19 protein-coding genes are annotated in these 18,170 nt (G+C 43.8%); 10 read left to right on the top strand and 9 right to left on the bottom strand.

Features of this window, described 5'->3' with window-relative positions:
* Positions 1-86 precede the first annotated feature (86 nt).
* Positions 87-767, top strand: coding sequence for a YoaK family protein (locus M0N77_RS06115; protein ID WP_353104360.1), 681 nt, complete (start codon positions 87-89; stop codon positions 765-767).
* Positions 768-875: 108 nt separating this feature from the next.
* Here the strand turns inward: M0N77_RS06115 and M0N77_RS06110 are convergent, their stop codons facing one another.
* The gene (locus M0N77_RS06110; RefSeq protein ID WP_353104359.1) at positions 876-1,034 is read right to left on the bottom strand and encodes a hypothetical protein; all 159 of its coding nucleotides are present in this window, start codon (positions 1,032-1,034) and stop codon (positions 876-878) included.
* A 162-nt stretch (positions 1,035-1,196) separates the two neighbouring features.
* Between M0N77_RS06110 and M0N77_RS06105 the strand changes: the two genes are divergently transcribed.
* The gene (locus tag M0N77_RS06105) at positions 1,197-2,618 is read left to right on the top strand and encodes a DASS family sodium-coupled anion symporter (RefSeq protein WP_353104358.1); all 1,422 of its coding nucleotides are present in this window, start codon (positions 1,197-1,199) and stop codon (positions 2,616-2,618) included.
* A 99-nt stretch (positions 2,619-2,717) separates the two neighbouring features.
* Here M0N77_RS06105 and M0N77_RS06100 read toward each other — a convergent pair whose 3' ends face one another.
* Entirely contained in the window at positions 2,718-3,890 is a 1,173-nt protein-coding gene (locus M0N77_RS06100; protein WP_353104357.1) for a cupin domain-containing protein, read from the bottom strand.
* Between the two features lie 164 nt (positions 3,891-4,054).
* On the opposite strand from M0N77_RS06100, the gene M0N77_RS06095 reads away from it, so the two are divergent.
* Positions 4,055-4,237, top strand: a complete 183-nt coding sequence (locus M0N77_RS06095; protein ID WP_353104356.1) for an NF038104 family lipoprotein — start codon at positions 4,055-4,057, stop codon at positions 4,235-4,237.
* On the opposite strand, the gene M0N77_RS06090 is transcribed toward M0N77_RS06095, so the two are convergent.
* From M0N77_RS06090 to mnmA, 3 genes are all read right to left on the bottom strand, one after another.
* Complete coding sequence (locus M0N77_RS06090; protein ID WP_353104355.1) at positions 4,234-4,869, bottom strand: DUF2238 domain-containing protein; 636 nt, start codon at positions 4,867-4,869, stop codon at positions 4,234-4,236. The two genes, M0N77_RS06095 and M0N77_RS06090, sit on opposite strands and share 4 nt — an antisense overlap.
* A 33-nt stretch (positions 4,870-4,902) precedes the next feature.
* Complete coding sequence (gene purB / locus M0N77_RS06085; RefSeq protein ID WP_353104354.1) at positions 4,903-6,294, bottom strand: adenylosuccinate lyase; 1,392 nt, start codon at positions 6,292-6,294, stop codon at positions 4,903-4,905.
* Between the two features lie 88 nt (positions 6,295-6,382).
* The gene (mnmA, locus tag M0N77_RS06080; protein WP_353104353.1) at positions 6,383-7,609 is read right to left on the bottom strand and encodes a tRNA 2-thiouridine(34) synthase MnmA; all 1,227 of its coding nucleotides are present in this window, start codon (positions 7,607-7,609) and stop codon (positions 6,383-6,385) included.
* A 192-nt stretch (positions 7,610-7,801) separates the two neighbouring features.
* Here mnmA and ispF point away from each other — a divergent pair, with 192 nt between their 5' ends.
* The 7 genes from ispF (at position 7,802) to M0N77_RS06045 (ending at position 13,933) form a co-directional block, all read left to right on the top strand.
* The gene (gene ispF, locus M0N77_RS06075; RefSeq protein ID WP_353104352.1) at positions 7,802-8,293 is read left to right on the top strand and encodes a 2-C-methyl-D-erythritol 2,4-cyclodiphosphate synthase; all 492 of its coding nucleotides are present in this window, start codon (positions 7,802-7,804) and stop codon (positions 8,291-8,293) included.
* A 142-nt stretch (positions 8,294-8,435) separates the two neighbouring features.
* On the top strand, positions 8,436-8,786 hold the full coding sequence (grxD, locus tag M0N77_RS06070; RefSeq protein ID WP_353104351.1) for a Grx4 family monothiol glutaredoxin: 351 nt from the start codon (positions 8,436-8,438) through the stop codon (positions 8,784-8,786).
* 175 nt (positions 8,787-8,961) lie between these two features.
* Positions 8,962-9,492, top strand: a complete 531-nt coding sequence (locus M0N77_RS06065; RefSeq protein ID WP_353104350.1) for a hypothetical protein — start codon at positions 8,962-8,964, stop codon at positions 9,490-9,492.
* A 165-nt stretch (positions 9,493-9,657) separates the two neighbouring features.
* Positions 9,658-11,553 (top strand): tRNA uridine-5-carboxymethylaminomethyl(34) synthesis enzyme MnmG, encoded by a 1,896-nt coding sequence (gene mnmG / locus M0N77_RS06060; protein WP_353104349.1) that lies wholly within the window; start codon positions 9,658-9,660, stop codon positions 11,551-11,553.
* 38 nt (positions 11,554-11,591) lie between these two features.
* A complete protein-coding gene (locus tag M0N77_RS06055; protein ID WP_353104348.1) occupies positions 11,592-12,551 on the top strand; it encodes an AEC family transporter in 960 nt (319 codons plus the stop codon).
* 89 nt (positions 12,552-12,640) lie between these two features.
* Entirely contained in the window at positions 12,641-12,850 is a 210-nt protein-coding gene (locus M0N77_RS06050) for a ChaB family protein (RefSeq protein WP_353104347.1), read from the top strand.
* A 30-nt stretch (positions 12,851-12,880) separates the two neighbouring features.
* The gene (locus M0N77_RS06045) at positions 12,881-13,933 is read left to right on the top strand and encodes a Gfo/Idh/MocA family oxidoreductase (RefSeq protein ID WP_353104346.1); all 1,053 of its coding nucleotides are present in this window, start codon (positions 12,881-12,883) and stop codon (positions 13,931-13,933) included.
* A gap of 290 nt (positions 13,934-14,223) precedes the next feature.
* Here the strand turns inward: M0N77_RS06045 and M0N77_RS06040 are convergent, their stop codons facing one another.
* From M0N77_RS06040 to M0N77_RS06025, 4 genes are all read right to left on the bottom strand, one after another.
* On the bottom strand, positions 14,224-14,871 hold the full coding sequence (locus M0N77_RS06040) for a hypothetical protein (RefSeq protein WP_353104345.1): 648 nt from the start codon (positions 14,869-14,871) through the stop codon (positions 14,224-14,226).
* Between the two features lie 510 nt (positions 14,872-15,381).
* The gene (locus M0N77_RS06035; RefSeq protein WP_353104344.1) at positions 15,382-15,546 is read right to left on the bottom strand and encodes a hypothetical protein; all 165 of its coding nucleotides are present in this window, start codon (positions 15,544-15,546) and stop codon (positions 15,382-15,384) included.
* 48 nt (positions 15,547-15,594) lie between these two features.
* Positions 15,595-16,614, bottom strand: coding sequence for an LLM class flavin-dependent oxidoreductase (locus M0N77_RS06030; protein WP_353104343.1), 1,020 nt, complete (start codon positions 16,612-16,614; stop codon positions 15,595-15,597).
* Positions 16,615-16,958: 344 nt separating this feature from the next.
* Positions 16,959-17,888 carry a LysR substrate-binding domain-containing protein gene (locus tag M0N77_RS06025; protein ID WP_353104342.1) on the bottom strand — a complete coding sequence of 310 codons (930 nt, stop codon included), beginning with the start codon at positions 17,886-17,888 and terminating at the stop codon, positions 16,959-16,961.
* Positions 17,889-18,170: the final 282 nt, after the last annotated feature.

The following is an 18,170-nucleotide window of genomic DNA, read 5'->3' as shown; positions in this document are numbered from 1 at the left end:
AGATGGCTGTCTTTTTTAATGGGGCGAGTTTAGTGTATGATAGGCGCTTTTTAGAACGTCATTTAATAAGTGCTTAGGCGATAGCTATGATAACCAAATTACCAAAATGGATACTGTGGGGCGGAGCAGTATTAGCGTTTAGTGCCGGTAGTGTCAATAGTATCGCGCTGCTTGGTTTTACCAATTTGTCGGTATCGCACGTCACAGGTAATGTTAGTTTATTTTCAGCGGCTATCGCGCATTTTGATGGGCGTAGCGTGTTATTGATAGGCGCATCTTTGCTAGCTTTTTTGGCAGGCTCTATCTTAAGCGGCTTTATTATTGGTCAAAACTCTTTAAAGTTAGGTCGACGTTATGGCAGCGCCTTATATTTAGAGGCGACATTATTGATGCTAAGCTATTGGCTTTATCAGCAGCATGATTATTTAGGACAATTGGCCGCAGCGATGGCTTGCGGCCTACAAAACGCCATGGTAGCCACTTATAGTGGAGCAGTCATTCGCACGACTCACTTAACGGGTCTAACCTCAGATATGGGCGCTGCGATTGGTAACTGGATGGCAGGACGCTCCATTAGTAAGCCAACCTTAGGTTTTCAAGCTATTATTTGGTATTGTTTTTGCGGGGGCGGCGTAGTAGGGGCTTTTTTATATGCCAAAATAAATTACGCCGCTTTTATAGTGCCTATTATTATAGTATTGGCTGCTGCATTTATTTATAATAAAGTCTCAGATCGGCTTCCTGAGAGACGCCGTCCGACATTATAGACGATGGTATAGAGTCATCAAAAAAGCGCTCATCATATGATGGGCGCTTTTATGGTTTATATTCATTGGCTTTAATTTATACGCTGATGAATAGAGCAAGAAGAGAATTTACTCATCTTCGTTATGATCTTCATGCTCATGCATACCTTGCATCATGTCTAAGGCGGAATCATCGGTACGCTGTTGATCTTCTTTATCAAGACCATCTTGATTGATATCTGTAGGTGCCATCTTGGTAGTTGAATCGGCGGTATCACGATTTGACATGTAGTACTCCTGATTAGTGTTATCTCGTACTTATGAGTGAACTTTATAAGTATGAGTCACTAGTTATCCCTTGTACACAGTACAACTGCATAACTTTGGTGTCTGTGTGTAACAAAAAACTCCATGTGTTAAAACTCTGTTTTAGCAAAATAAGGATAATTTATGTCAGAAAAAAAGTTAGATAGCCATATTCCCGATGATGGCAACGAGTATCTGTTTACCGATACTTTTCCTAAGGGTACGGGTAAAGGGCTAATAGTTGTGGCGATTGCCGCTATTATTAGTATGGTTATTTATAACATACTACCCTTTGAGGTCAACGCCAATAAAGGTTTGGCTATGTTGTTTTTTATTGGTGCATTATGGCTAACTGAAGCAGTGCATGTGACTATTACAGCGATATTGGTTGTCGTCGTAGGAACTTTGATCGGCATACCAGAGTTTGATGCTGAGGTAGGTTTACAAAGCTTTGCCAATCCTACTATTTATCTATTCTTTGGCGGTTTTGCCTTAGCAGCGGCTTTGCACGTACAGCAATTGGATAGAAAAATCGCGCTGAAAATTTTATCGATGTCTGGCGGTAAACTTAGTACCGCAGTTTTTTTGATATTTGCAGTGACTGCATTTTTATCGATGTGGATATCGAACACGGCGACAGCAGCGATGATGTTACCCTTGGCGCTAGGTATCTTGACGCAAGTGGATCGTGAAAAAGACCGTGGCACTTTTGTGTTTGTACTTTTGGGTATAGCGTATTCAGCAAGTTTGGGCGGTTTGGGAACTATCGTTGGCTCGCCGCCAAACGCTATCGCTGCCAAAGCTCTAAATATCGCCTTTGTGGATTGGATGAAGTTTGGTATTCCTATCATGTTGGTGCTATTGCCTTTGTTATTAGGGGCCATGTATTTGGTACTAAAGCCTAATCTCAATCGCAAAATCACTCTTAATCAAGATGAGCCGATTGCTTGGACGAAGACTCGCGTCTTGACGATTATTGTCTTTATTATTACCGCGCTAAGCTGGATATTTTCTAAAAAAATTGGCGCCGCTTTATCCATTGAAGATACTGATGCAGTTATTGCTTTGACAGCAGCGGCAGCGGTGGTGAGCTTGGGCTTAGTGTCGTGGAAGCAGGTCTCTGACAATACCGATTGGGGCGTACTCATGCTATTTGGCGGCGGCATTGCGTTATCTAATATTCTCAAAATATCTGGCGCGTCTCTAGTACTAGGTCAAAGTGTCGCCAATGCCTTATCGGTAGCGCCGCTGATTATCATTATGATTGCCGTTTCAGCATTTATTATCTTCTTGACAGAGTTCGCTTCTAATACGGCGTCTGCTGCGTTACTGGTGCCTGTTTTTGCTGCTATTGCTGAGCAGATGGGCTTACCTGCTGAGGTATTAGTATTGGTCATCGGTATCGGGGCTTCTTGTGCCTTTATGCTACCAGTAGCTACGCCGCCGAACGCCATTGTCTTCGGTACTGGTTTGATTAAACAATCAGAGATGGTGCGTACCGGGGTCATCCTTAATATTATCGCCACTATCGTGGTTGGTTTATGGGCGTATTTATTCTTGATGTAATTTGCTAGGCCGTCACAAGCAAAAACCGCTATCTAAAAGCTATTAGGTAGCGGTTTTTTTGGGCTTACATTCAACTCATTGTTTTGAATAACTGTGAAATCAGTCAGGATAATTCACCCAAATCCAGCCATTCTCAAGCCATTCCATCAATTCATCAGCATCAATCGCTATCACGTCATTCGCGCTTAGCAGCTCACCATCTGCCAGTCTTTTTAATAATGCCACTGCTGTATCCTCAAGGCCATCAAGGCGCTGACCGTTGGCATATAACCTATCGCCTGCGTCAGTCTGAGTATAGAGCAAGCGATTGCTATAGTCCGCTTGCAGCGTTGCGCCCTCTTCTAGCGCTTGCATAAGCTCATCTGTATTTAAGCTCTCTTCAGGAACGAGCGCATCGTACTGACGCTTACTGACCACCTCAGAGACTGCTTGGCGAATTATGTCATCACCGCGCGTAGATTGTAGCATTTGTAGTAATTGCTCTTTAATCGCCTGAATGCTGTCAGCTTGAAGCTCACCTGAGGCTTGTAGCGTTTGTAGCAGTAGCATCGGAATAAATAACTGACTGTCATTAGTCGCTACATCAGCGATACTGTCGATAATTTGCATCAGATTCGGACGGCGACAGCCAAAAGAAAAGGTCAGGCAATCGTCCTGTGCTACGCCAAAATGGGATAGTTTGGGCGGGACATACAGCACGTCGCCAGCTTGTAGAATCTCCTCAAAGATAATCTCGCCCATATCATCAAAGATACGAATCGGCTCATCCGCTACAAACTCGGTATTTTCGTCACAGAATTTGCCCAGCTGCCAGCGCCGTGAGCCATAACCTTGTGCCAAAAATACATCGTAATCATCATAATGTTTGCCAACAGAGCCGCCCTTTGGCGCATAAGAGACCATGATATCATCACGCTGCCACTGCGGAATAAAATCAAAAGCTTGCCAGAGCTGGCCAAGCTTGGGTGACCACTGCTCAAGGTTCTGTACTAGCACCGTCCACTGCGGAGGCAAATTATCAAAGTCAGACTCAGATAATGGGCTTTTTTTAATTTGCCATTGGGGTTTATCAATAGGCTTAGTTGCCGCTTGGGTCAGTAAGCGCGCCGCAGCGTCTTCTTCTAGCGCTAGTCCAAGCATATCTTCCGGCTCAAACATACCGATAAGCTGCGGCAGGCCTTGCTTGATAAGTAACGGCTTTTTTTGCCAGTAGTCGTTGAGAAATTGCTCAGGCGTCATGCCATCAGGTAGACAAAGGGGTATAGAAGTCATGGTTCAATCCAAAATATCAAAGGCTTAAATCGTAATAGGTTTTGGGATATTAAGACTTTAGTTATAAACAATGCGAGTATATTTTGTGATAAAAGCTAGCTTTACTTTAGAATTTATAGCGAATAGTTTATGATTGTTTCTCATTCTACTGTCAGTAAAAACTTATGAAAAAATTACAACTTATCGCCATAGTGACTAGTCTTTTGTTCTTACAAGCTTGCGTTCATAAAGTCGTCACTGTACCCGTAAAAGTCGCTTATAAAACCACCAAAGGTATCGCTAAAGGCACGGTCGCTGTTGGCAAAGCGATCATCCCAGGCGATAGTGATGATAAAAAAGACGATTAAAGCGTCGTTTTGGCTTTAGACTTTAGCCATATAAAGACAGTCGCTGCCAGTAGCCCGCCAACAAGTGCCAAAGCCATATCTTTGTGCGCATCCCAAATATCGCCTTGCTGACCGTTGTAAGCCTCAGCCGCTTCTGGCGACATGGTCATAGCTAGCGCCCATTCAAATAGCTCATAAAGCGCGCTACTAGCGAGGTTGAGCATTAAAACTAGCGCTATCAATTGCTTAGTGTCAGCACTATTAAAGGCGTTCTTAAAACCATCAAACATCAAACCAAACAGCAGTAAGCCATAGCTAAAATGTACCAAGCGATCGTACATATTGCGCTGCCAACCCATAAGCTCACTCAAACGAATACCAAAAATTTGCAGCGTCCAATCATCATAGGGCACATAAGAATACAAATAACGCGCGCCAACGATATGAATAATTAAAAATAGCGTCGCTAACACATAAGACTTTGAGCTGATTTGCCAAAAGCGGTACGCGTATAATATAAAAGCTAAAAACAGCAAAGTTCCGGCTTGATGCAGCAAGTAGCTTGACCAGGCCAAAGGCTGAATACTCGCTAGCACCATAACGAGGATTACCGCTATAGTGCTAAAAAGTATAGGTCTAAAAGAGGCGCTCATTGGCTATCTGACTGATAAATAACAGCTTATAAGCTACAGCTTAGCAATCCACTCTTTGATATTACGAGCTTGCTCGGCGGCATTGCCGATATAAGTCGCTGGAGTTAAATCACGTAGGCGCTGTTTATCCGCATCACTGACGTCACCAAGCTCGTCGCTCTCTACAAAGGTTAGCATCGCTTCACGAGACATCGCATTACCGCGAGTCAAGGCTTTGAGCTTCTCATAAGGGTTTTCAACGCGGTAGCGGCGCATAACGGTTTGAATCGGTTCCGCTAGTACTTCTTGCGCTTGCTCCAAATCATCATTGAGACGCTGCGCGTTCAGCTCTAACTTGCCGACACCTTTTAGACAAGCGTCATAAGCGATCATGCTTTGTGCTAAGCCCACCCCAATATTACGCAGTACCGTTGAGTCGGACAAGTCACGCTGCATACGTGAGATCGGTAGCTTCTCACCCAAATGCGCGAGCATAGCATTAGCAACGCCTAAGTTGCCTTCTGAGTTTTCAAAGTCGATAGGATTGACTTTATGCGGCATGGTTGATGAGCCGACTTCACCATCTTTAAGACGCTGCTTAAAATAGCCTAAGCTGATATATTGCCAAATGTCACGGTTAAAATCGATCAAAATGGTATTAAAGCGTTTGACCACATCAAATAATTCAGCGATATAATCATGCGGCTCAATTTGGGTAGTATAAGGGTTGAAAGTTAACTCTAAACGCTTATCAATAAACTGCTCAGCATGCGTCTGCCAATCGACATCAGGATAAGCTGAAAAATGAGCGTTATAATTACCGACCGCGCCATTAATCTTGCCTAGTAGCTCTACTTGCTGCACTTGCTTGATTTGACGGGCTAAGCGATAAGCGACGTTAGCCATCTCTTTGCCTAAGGTAGTAGGGCTTGCGGTTTGACCATGAGTACGTGACAGCATCGGCTGATCGGCGTGAGCGATAGCCAAATCGACGATACTGTCGGTCACTTGCTGCATCTTGGCAACCACTAGCTCGCGGCTGTCTTTTAGCATGAGTGCATAAGATAAATTGTTGATATCTTCGCTAGTACAAGCAAAGTGAATAAACTCTAAGCTGTCCTCTAATTGCTCGTTACCACGAAACTTATCCTTGATAAAATACTCAACCGCTTTGACATCATGGTTGGTCGTCGCTTCGATATCTTTGATCGTTTGCGCGTCATCTTCACTGAAATTGTCAACGATACTGTTTAAAAAAGCAGTGGTATCTTGATCAAATGCTGCCAACTCACCAATAGCTTCATTATCCGCTAGCGACTGTAACCAGCGAATCTCAACGGTGACGCGAGCTTTAATCAGCCCAAATTCTGATAAATAAGGGCGTAAGCTGTCGGCTTTGGAGGCGTAGCGACCATCGATTGGGGAGAGGGCAGTCAATAAATTCATAGTAATACCTTTAGGTTAATAAATAAAAATGTAAAATAAAATCAATAAAAATAGTCTATTAGAACTATTAAAAAGTTATAAACAGCGATTAAAGCTCACACGGCGCATCGATAGACTCAATAACCCCGCCGCCAAGGCAGACCTCATCGATATAAAACACTGCCGATTGACCAGGGGTTACCGCGCGCTGGGGCTCATCAAAAACGACTCTTACTTGCAGCCCTTGCTCATCGATAGCAAACACACGGCAGGCTTGATCCGGCTGACGATAGCGCGATTTTGCCATACAGCTTAAGCCCTCGCTAGTAAAAACAGCTTTTGGCGCTAAGCCATCGACCCAGTCCATTTTATAAGCCTGCAGCTCCGTGCTCATCAGCATTGGATGCTCGTGACCTTGACCGACAATGAGCTGGTTTTTATCTAAGTCTTTAGCTAACACAAACCACGGCTCCTCCGGGCGGTCTTTGACCCCGCCAATGCCAATGCCGCCGCGCTGTCCTAAAGTGTAATACATCAGCCCATCATGCTGACCAATGATATGACCATCGTCAGTGATGATATCGCCTTTTTGCGCCGGTAAGTACTGCTGTAAGAAGTCTTTGAATCTACGCTCCCCAATAAAGCAAATACCGGTAGAGTCTTTCTTTTTAGCCGTCGCTAAATCATGCTCTTCAGCGATTTGACGCACGATTGGTTTTTCAAGCTCGCCGACTGGAAATAAAGTTTTGGCGATTTTATCACCGCCAACTGCATGCAGAAAGTAGCTTTGATCTTTATTATTATCAAGGCCACGCAATAGCTGCGCCACATCCATGCCATCAGCATTTTTATAATTGACACTGCGGCGTGTGTAATGCCCTGTCGCAATGTAGTCAGCACCTAGAGTCAAAGCATAGTCTAAGAATGCCTTAAATTTAATCTCTTTATTGCATAAGATATCAGGATTTGGCGTACGACCTGCTTGATATTCGGCTAAGAAGTGCTCGAAAACTCTGTCCCAATATTCCATAGCAAAGTTGGCGGTGTGCAGTGTCATGCCGATCTTGTCGCAGACCGCTTGTGCGTCTGCCAAATCATCCATCGCTGTACAGTATTCGGTGCCGTCATCCTCTTCCCAGTTTTTCATAAACAGACCTTCGACCATAAACCCTGCTTGCTGCAAGAGAACGGCGGATACCGAAGAGTCAACACCGCCTGACATGCCGACGATGACGCGCACTTGACTTGGGTGTTGAATATCGGCAAGGTTTAAGGCGCGATGGGCGGGGGTAGTATCTGAAACTGAGGCGACAGAAGCATTTAGCATAGCTGACATAAAAAGGCTCAACAACTTGTGATAAAATAAGCCCCATATTATAACAGCTAATTGAGATGTGTTGGCAACAGTAGCCAATGGCACGGACTTATTAGTGATCAATTTATGACAGTTTTATTCTCAACTGGCTATACGTTGTTTAACTAAGTTGCTAGTTGTGAGGTATTATTTCTAACTTTGGAAGTTTTAATAATGATAAAAATAGGTCAAGGCATTGACGTTCATGCTTTTCATAATAATGGCGAGCAGCAGCAATACGTGATACTCGCTGGCGTGCCGATTGAGCATACCCATAGCTTGCTGGCGCATTCTGATGGCGATGTAGTGCTTCATGCGTTGGCTGATGCGCTGTTAGGAGCTCTAGCAATGGGCGATATCGGTCAGCATTTCCCTGATACTGATAGCGCACATGCCGGCCTCGATTCACGGATATTACTGCGTTACGTCTATAATAAAATACTGGCTGCAGGCTATAAACTTGGCAACGCTGATATCACCGTGATGTGCGAGCGTCCAAAGCTGGCTGCGCATAATGCAGCCATGCGCGCTAATATCGCAAGCGACTTGCAAACCGATATCTCTAATATCAGTGTCAAAGCGACCACTACTGAGAAGTTAGGTTTTACTGGTCGTCAAGAAGGCATTATGGCGAATGCGGTGGTATTGTTAGTGCCAAAAATATAAAAGTAGCGGTATAAAGCACTATTTATAAAATAGGTTATAATCGTCTAACTGATAGACCCTCTACTTGTAATAAAGTTATCGCTACCCCATGTAGCACATATTGACAATCAAATATCCACAACCCTTATTAATAGGAGCTAATATGAGCGAGCAAACCCCAAATACCGATACCAATGATGTCGAACAACTGATCCGTGATCAAATTCGTGATAATAAAGTGATTCTTTATATGAAAGGCACGCCGCAGTTTCCGCAGTGCGGGTTTTCAGCACGTTCTATTGAAGTGCTAACGCAAATTGGTCGTCCCTTTGCTTTTGTTAATATCTTAGAGAACCCAGAGATTCGTGCGACACTGCCAAAAGTTGCCAACTGGCCGACTTTTCCGCAGCTATGGATTGATGGCGAGCTGATGGGCGGCTCAGATATTATCTTACAGATGTATCAATCAGGCGAGCTTAAGCCTTTAGTAGAAGCCAATAGCCCTGCTGCTTAATAACTTTATAAGACTATAAGTTTAACGTTATAAGTTAAGTCTAACAAAGCCTGAGTGAGCCAGTAGTGGCCGGCTCAGGCTTTGTTGTTTTTGAGGTATTTATCCCCATATATGGCTGCATACTTATAGACATAAAGTTGTATAAATAAAGTCAGATAAATAATAAGAGGCTATTATGACGAATCAAGCAACCCAATTCCAAGCTATGGACGTAGAGGCTCATAAAAATGCCGCTTTAGAAAAACGCCGCGAGCATCTAAAGAATGAATCAGCGCGAATTATTGAGATAGCGGACAACGAGCCAAACTCAGCGCTTAGATGTATTCACCAGCTTAGCGTAGCGGGCGGGGCGACTGAGCCGACTTATTTAGCTATTGAGCGCCGTATTGTCGCCGATCAGGATGCGGCAGGAGCTTATCACTTTGCGCTTTTAGCACAAAATACGCCAGATTTACCTATTGATGCGCGTCAGCTTATCGAGTTAGTCATTGATAAAGGCGATAATGAGCAGCTTTTAGCTCTATTAAAGAATTTACCGTTACCGCCTGTAGAGATGATTAAGTCAAAGATTTTGATGAGTGATGATGGCGAAGCTATTGGCCTTATGAATGCTTATCTGCAAATTAATCCAGAAGGTTATGGTAGCCAGCATATGCTGGTGAGCGGGCATGCCGATCAGGTAGTGCCATTAAATCAAGAAAAATAGAGTCAGGACAAAGCTAGCAATAAGCAGATAATGCTATCTGTTACGCATACTAATACCGACTAAAAATTGGTATAATTAGCGCTTGCTTTTTCTAAGCAAATTTTTATGGTTCATGAATTTCACATCGGTTTTTAAAGTTGACTCTAAACGTCAAGCGAGGCTCAAATGCAATACCCAAAAACTTACGACGTAGTGGTGATCGGTGGCGGTCATGCTGGTACCGAGGCGGCTCTGGCAGCAGCGCGTATGGGTGCGCAAACCTTGCTATTGACGCATAATATCGAAACATTAGGTCAGATGAGCTGTAACCCAGCTATTGGCGGTATCGGCAAGTCGCATCTCGTACGTGAGATTGATGCGTTAGGCGGCGCTATGGCGCTTGCTACCGACAAAGCTGGTATTCAGTTTCGAGTATTAAATAGCCGTAAAGGTGCAGCGGTTCGAGCCACGCGCGCGCAAGCGGATCGTATTCTGTATAAAGCCGCTATTCGTCATACACTTGAGAATCAGCCGAACTTAGACTTATTTCAGCAAGGCGCGGATGATATTTTGGTTGAGAATGGTCGCGCGACGGCTGTCGTCACTTCAACGGGTATTATTTTCAAAACCCAGACGGTTATTTTGACCTCAGGGACTTTTTTAGGCGGAGTAATACATATTGGTCTTGAGAACTCCAAAGGCGGACGGGCAGGGGATCAGCCGTCCATCAAACTTGCCGATCGTTTGCGTGAATTAAAGCTACCTGTCGGTCGTCTCAAGACAGGTACGCCAGCGCGTATCGATGCCCGCACGGTAGACTTTAGCGTGATGACAGTGCAGCCCGGCGATACGCCGCTACCAGTGATGAGTTATATGGGCGATGTGGCTATGCACCCTGAACAGGTTAATTGTTATATCACGCATACCAATGCGCGTACCCATGACATCATCCGCGACAATCTAGATCGCTCGCCGATGTTCTCAGGCAAGATCGAAGGCGTGGGGCCGCGTTATTGCCCGTCAATTGAGGATAAAATACACCGCTTTGCTGACAAAGACAGCCATCAAATCTTTATAGAGCCGGAAGGGTTAACCACCCATGAGCTTTATCCTAATGGTATCTCCACCAGCTTACCGTTTGATGTGCAATTAGAGTTTATCCATAGTATGAAGGGCTTAGAGAGCGCCCATATTACCCGTCCCGGTTATGCGATTGAGTATGATTATTTTGATCCGCAAAACTTAAAACCCACGCTTGAGACCAAGTCCATTGATGGGCTATATTTTGCCGGACAAATCAACGGCACCACAGGCTATGAAGAGGCGGGCGTGCAAGGCTTGCTGGCAGGCACTAATGCGGCACTCGTGACCACCAACAATCCTGATTTTGATACGTGGACACCGCGCCGCGATGAGGCGTATCTTGGCGTATTGGTCGATGACTTAATCACCCATGGTACTACTGAGCCGTACCGGATGTTTACCAGCCGTGCCGAGTATCGTCTATTATTGCGCGAAGACAATGCCGATCAGCGCTTGACTGAGACTGGTCGTAAATTGGGCTTAGTTGATGATACCCGCTGGCAAGCCTATCAAGAAAAAATGGAGGCCATCGCTAGCGAGTCGGCGCGTCTAAAAGATATGTGGGCGACGCCAGTGAATGACTTGGGTAAGCAGCTCACTGCACAAACAGGTGAAGTATTGTCCAAAGAAGCCACCGCTTATGACTTGCTAAAACGTCCGCAAATTAACTTTGCTGATATCGCGGCTATTACCGACTCTAAGGTTGATAGCCAAGTTGGTGAGCAGATTGAAATCTCGGTCAAATATGCCGGTTACATCGATCGTCAGCGTGAGGACATCGAGCAGATGAAGCGGCTTGAGAATACGGCGCTACCACTAGACTTTGATTATAGTATCGTCTCAGGTCTTTCTAATGAGATCGTACAGAAACTCAGTAAAGTGCGGCCAGCCACTCTAGCGCAGGCAGGGCGTATTAGCGGCGTGACGCCAGCTGCTATTCAGCTGCTCGCGATGACGGTGAAAAAACACAAAAAAGCCAAAGCGGCACTGGAATCATAAACGGCTTTACTAAAAAGCTTCCCTAATTTGGGTCCCTTATGATCGCTGCGGTTATCTTTGCCATTACTATCGTACTGCCCAACCTTTTTTTGATGGGGTTAGGTTTTTTTATGCGCCGTAAAGGACAAGTCAGTCAAGCGTTTATCGACCAAGCCTCTTATTTCGTTTTTAACTACTGCCTGCCAGCTTTGTTATTCTTCAGTGTCGTCGATAGTGAGGTCGATTATGCTAAGCAAATCACGTTGATAACGGCTGGTATAATCGTCACTTTTATTTTATTTATTGGCAGCGAGCTTTACGCCAAACGCTTTATCACTGACATCAACGATCAAGGTGTTTTTGTGCAAGGTATCTTTCGTAGCAACATGGCGATTATCGGCCTTGCTACCGTCGCTAACGCTTATGGCGCTGTAGGCTTAAGTATCGGCGCGGTCTATATGGGCATTGTCACCATCTTATTTAATATTCTAGCGGTCATTACCTTAAGCCGCGTCTCTAAAAGTGCTGATGATACTCGGCTTACTCGCAGCCTGATGGTAATAAAAAAGGTATTTACCAATCCGCTTATCCTAGCGCTACTTGCCGCCTTTATTTATAAGGCCTTAGCTTTGCCGCCGATACCTAAAGTCATTCATACTACCGGTGATTTACTAGCCGCAGTGGCATTGCCGCTAGCACTGATTTGCGCTGGTGCCAGTATCAATCTCAAATCTATGCTCAGTCTGTCAGGCTTATCAATGCAGGCAAGTTTTGGCCGTATTATTATTGCACCAATACTCGCTATTGCGGTTGGCTTAGCTTTTGGTTTGACAGGTGTGCACATGGGGGTATTATTTCTGATGGTAGCGTCGCCAACAGCTGCTGCTAGTTATGTGATGGTTAAAGCGATGGGCGGTAATGATATTTTAGCGGCCAATATTTTAGCCTTTACTACGGTGGTAGGGCTGTTCGCTATGGCTATTGGCGCGGCTATCTTGCGGGCTTTGGGGCTAATGTAGTCTATAAGTATTACAAGCCTTAACCAAAACGCTATAGCCGTACCGTTTCTTTATTCTTAATATAATTAAAACGAAAAAAGGAGACAGCTATGCCTTACGATAAATTATCAGACTTACCGGACAGCGTAAAAGACAACCTTCCCAAACACGCGCAGGAGATATTTCAAGCGGCCTTTAATAGTGCCAGCGAGCAATATGATGACGAATCACGCCAGTTTGCGACAGCATGGGCGGCGGTTGAAAACGTCTATCATAAAAATGACGAGGGCAGATGGGTCAAAAAGCCTGATCATAAATAACGCTTACATCGCATCTAAGGATTGTAAACTATGAACTGGCTGAATAAACAAACAGTGATTGATCATCTGAGCATGCCGGCGGCGATAGAGGCTATCGAGCAACTATTGCACGTACAGACTAATCATCCGAGCTGGATAAAAGCACCTGAGCGGCTAGTAATAAAAACTTTCAGTGAGGATATGCTAGCAGATACTGAGCATAATGAAGATAAGCCGAGCTCAGGATCACACCTGTCCATGCCAGCGACTATTTATGATGGCGAAAATGAATATGCCACTGTCAAATTAGTGACTATCTGTCCGGATAATCCTAGCCGTAAGCTACCAACTACCACCGCGCTGATTACCGTTTCTAATAATGCTACAGGCGCAATATTAGCAGTAATGGATGGTATTTATATTACCCAAGTGCGAACAGGCGCGCTATCCGCTATTGCTACTAAACATATGGCAAAACAACAATGCGAAACTGTCGCCGTTATTGGCTGCGGAGGTATGGCTTATGAGCAATTGAACGCTGTACTAACAGTGCGACCAACGATCAAAAAAGTCTACTTATGGAATAGAGATACAAAAAGGGCTGAGCAGTTTAAACAACGGTTTAGTGAAGATTATAGCCAATGGGATTTGGAGTTAGATGTTTGTGAGCACATAGATAAAGCCATAAAGAATGCAGATATCATTAATGTAGCGACCCGCGCTACACAAGGTTTATTTAGTGCTGAGCATATCAAACCTGACGTCCATATTAATGCGGTAGGAGCCTATCAGCCTAGCATGAAAGAGATTAGCAATGAGGTTATTGCCGCTAGTAGTATGGTAATAGTGGACGATAAAGCGAGTAGCAGGCACGAAGCGGGCGACTTAATTCAAGCTGATGAAGCGTCTGATTGTCCTTGGAGGTGGGATAATCTCAGTGGGGACTTGCAGGGGCTAATAACAACAGGTGCTGAAAAAATAGATAAAAATTCAGCAGGCATTACTTTATTTAAGTCCGTTGGTGCTGCAAGTTTTGATGCCGCTGTCGCTTTGTACCTTGCCAAGCAAGCGCAAGCAAGAAATATAGGCGTTTGTTTATCTTAAAAGCTTAAGCGTCCTATTTATCATATAGTCAGTTGAAAGTAAAACTGTTATAGATTTAAGCGCGCTACTGATGTAAATTTTGCTGGCGTGCTGCTTGCATTCGAGCCTGCACAAAATTCATCCCAGCAGCGCTATGTCATTTTTAAAGTGTATCGACTATAGAACAAATAGTACTTATTCAAATTAATAGAATTAAAATTAATAGAATTAAAATTAATAGTATTTAAAGGTGTAATGGACAAAATTCATGCTAAAAAGTAGAAGGTAGTCGCTAATGGACATAACTCATGCTATTTGAGAGACTTTGACCCTAAAAAGTCTTTAATAAACCGTAATTTACGGTAATTATTTAGACCATGATGACTGTGTAATTGTCGCTTGAGCTCACTGAATAATCCTTCAAGAGAATTGGTGGTATTTGGTATGTCTAAATGCTTATATTCTTGATAAGTGAATAACCAATCACTATTGGTTCTGAGGCTACGATAAGCACTTCTAAGGCGCTTATGCGTGTACCACGTTCTACTGTTATCATCATTGGTACTACGTTCATTAAGATAGGCTTCATGAGTCACATACCAGTGATCTAAGCGCTGTATGAACGCCTCTTTATCAAGCAGTTTTATTTCTAAAGTAAGTCGTCTAAGCTCGATACTAGCAATGTTCTTAGGTCGACGAGTGAGGTAGCGGGTCACTATTTGCACCTGATGAAACTGGCACATCTGGCAAGGGGTGCGGGTGAATAACGTACGCAGTCCTCGTCTACCATCACAGGTGATGCTTTGTATATCAACGCCTAACGATGCTAGATGATCCACTCCTTGTTTGTAGGCGCTGTTGGTTTCATGACTCACTATCGCGTAGTAAAGAACGGCTTTAGTGGTATTGTCCATAAAGACCATTAAACCAAACTTGCGACCAAAGTAAGTGGTGTCCATGATGATATTAGCAGTCTTTGGTCGCTTAATCTGATACTGGGTACTGACTTTATCTAAGCGTCTTTGAATGGTTTTAAGACTACAGTGATATTTATCAGCCAGTTGCTTATAGGTCTGTTTTCCCTGAGTGTATTCCGTCCAAAGGGTCTGGTTATTGAGTCTTGTGCCACCTAAAAACTGCCGTCTGCAAGCGAGACATTGATACTGCTGTTTACCAAGCTTGCGTCCGTTCTTCTTGGTGTGTTTATCACGACAAAAAGGGCAGTTTTTTGATTCATGGCGTTGATTCCTTGCAAATATAGACAGTATATAGCGTTAGACCCTACGCCAGCATGAAAAATGTCCATTACACCTATTTAAATTAACGACATTTAAATTAATGCAAGCTAATTTTAATCGATTAAAATCCTTATAAAAAAGCCTCCTACTTTATTGAGTAGGAGGCTTTTATTTGGGACTTTTATTTATAATTAGTCGCCTATTCTAACTCGCTAAATTCTAACCCCTTTGTTAATGACGTTTATTACGTTTTGCTTCCCGGCGCGCTTTACCTTTAGGACTAACGCGATAAGTCAAATAACCAAAAAACACTAAAACTAGGATAAAAGCGACAATGTATACAAATATTGAAGTACCAATAAATAATGAGGCACCCATAACGTTAGTAACTTCCATACTCAATTCCCTTTTATTATTATCAAAGAATATCTTCTTATGTAATAATTATGCAGGGGCGCTAGTAGATTGTAAAGTAAACAAATTTAGATAAGCTGTTAATTCTAGTGAACGCAAGCGCGCTGCTTGATCATAAATGTTAGCAGTGACAATCAATTCATCGGGCTGGTATTTATCAATAAAGGCGGCAAGCTTTGGCTGAACCGTCTCGACAGACCCTACAAACGAGACTGATAACGCTGCATCAACCATCGCTTTTTCCGCAGGGCTCCAAATAGTATTCATATCGGCGACAGGCTTTGGCATTTGTCCCTTTTCACCGCGGCGCAGCCTTACAAAGCTCTGCTGAGCGGAGCTAAAGTGATAGTTTGCCGTTTCATCATCATCAGCAAGTAATAAATTCGCAGCTAACATCACGTAAGGCTTATCTAAATAAGCCGACGGTTTGAACTGCTCACGGTAAGCAGTGATGGCTTGACCAAGCATCTGCGGGGCAAAATGAGAAGCGAACACATAAGGTAGACCCAAATGTGCAGCTAGGGTCGCCCCAAATAATGATGAGCCTAATATCCAAATGGGAATGTTTGATTTGGCGCCTGGGAATGCCTGTACAGGACTATTATCAGTATCATTGCCCAAAAAATACATCAGTTCTTGTACATCTTGCGGAAAGCGCTCAGCATCTTTCATTTGCCGACGTAGCGCCTGAAAAGTCGCTCCATCTGTACCAGGGGCGCGGCCCAAGCCCAAATCAATACGGTCGCCATAGAGTGCTTGCAAGGTACCAAATTGCTCAGCGATGACCAGCGGAGCATGGTTAGGTAACATCACACCGCCTGCACCAATACGGATGCGCTTGGTTTGACTACCAATATGCGATAGTAGCACCGAGGTCGCTGCACTAGCGATACCGGGCATATTGTGGTGCTCTGCCATCCAATAACGGTTGAAGCCGGCTGCCTCTGCTTGTTGTGCGGTCTCAACAGTCTGGGCGATACCTTCAGCGATGGTGTTACCCTCAGGAACGGGCGCTAGGTCTAAAAATGACAAAGGGATTGTATTACTCATGATTCACCTATTGTTATGATGCCGTGTCTCAACGACATTATTATATTTGTATTCAATTATAGTTATAGAAGGCACTAGTTTGACGTGACTGCCTACTGATTGTTCAATAATTAGTATGATGGGGCAGTTATAGTGAATATCAAGGTCAGAGTATGAGGTAATAACAAATCTTAATAATGTGATGGTTGTACAGGAGTGAAATACAGTTTTTAGGAGAAATAATAGTATAAAAAGCAAGCGGCACCGCTATCTGCTGATAACGATGCCGTTGAATTTTTATAGATAAAAGTGCTCATTAGCTATGCGTAGAGTAGTTACTATTTAACAAGCTACTATTTAAAAAGCTACTCACTAAACTGCTTTTGACAGAGCTCCATAAAAGCACGACCATATTGGCGAATTTCTGCATCATCACGTACCGCCATCCAACTAGTAAAACGCCCGAAATGATCGACTGGAATAGCTGTCAAATTGTGATAATGACTCGGCTCAAAGGCCATCTCAGCGATAATACCGACGCCTAGACCGAGTCCAACATAGGTACTAATCACATCAGCATCGAGCGCTGATAGTACAATATCAGGCTCAAGCCCTGCCTCACTAAAGGCTTTGTCAATGGTACCGCGGCCAGTAAAGCCGCCATGGTAGGTGACGATAGGGTAGCTGGCAAGCGTCGGCAAATCGATAGTGTCTAAGCCTGCAAGCTCGTGGTCTTTGGGCACAATAATACGGTGCGTCCAATCATAATAGCGATAGCAGCGTAGATAGTCATTGTGTAATAAAGATTCGGTAGCAATACCAATATCTGCCTGACCACGAATGACCATCTGCGCAATAGTTTCAGGGTCCGCTTGCTGTAAGATTAGGTTGACCTTGGGAAAGCGATCTTTGAACTCCTTAACCACATGCGGTAGCACGTAACGCGCTTGGGTGTGGGTGGTGGCAATGGTCAAAGTACCTGTACTAGGATTATTAAAATCAAGGCTCAAATTCTCAATAGTACGAATCTCAGCAAAAATAGCTTCAATGTGCGGCAATAGGGCAGTACCCATCGCTGTTAGACCGGTTAAGCGCTTACCTTGGCGGACAAAAACCTCCGTCTTTAGCTGGTTTTCAAGCGCGGCAATGTGTTTAGATAAGCTTGATTGACTAGTATGTAGCACGGTTGCCGCTTGGCTTAAATTATAGCCATTGATAACGGTGTGCCACACAGTTTCTAGCTGCTTGAGCTGAATTTGCAGGTGTCGCTGATTCACCACTACATCGATTGCCATAACTTATTCCTCAAATAAAAAGCTTAACGGGCGTAAGCGCCTAGTGTAAAACAAAGCTATTATTCTTGTATATACTAGATAGCTATCTATTTATACTATTTTGGAATATGAAAGGTTTTGTGGGTGTAATTTTCACAGCTAGGGTTCAGTAAGCTTAAACTACATTGAGTTACGGCTGTGATAGATAAAAAACAGCTTGCGCTTAGACAAACAGATTAATGCAAATATATCACTATAAAGTCTAGTCATAGTAAGCGTTCTCAAGTACCATAATTCAATTTT

Source organism: Psychrobacter sp. AH5 (assembly GCF_040371085.1).
Taxonomy (GTDB): domain Bacteria; phylum Pseudomonadota; class Gammaproteobacteria; order Pseudomonadales; family Moraxellaceae; genus Psychrobacter.
Note: the sequence above shows the minus strand (reverse complement) of the source record. Positions and strands in the feature narration are given on the sequence as shown.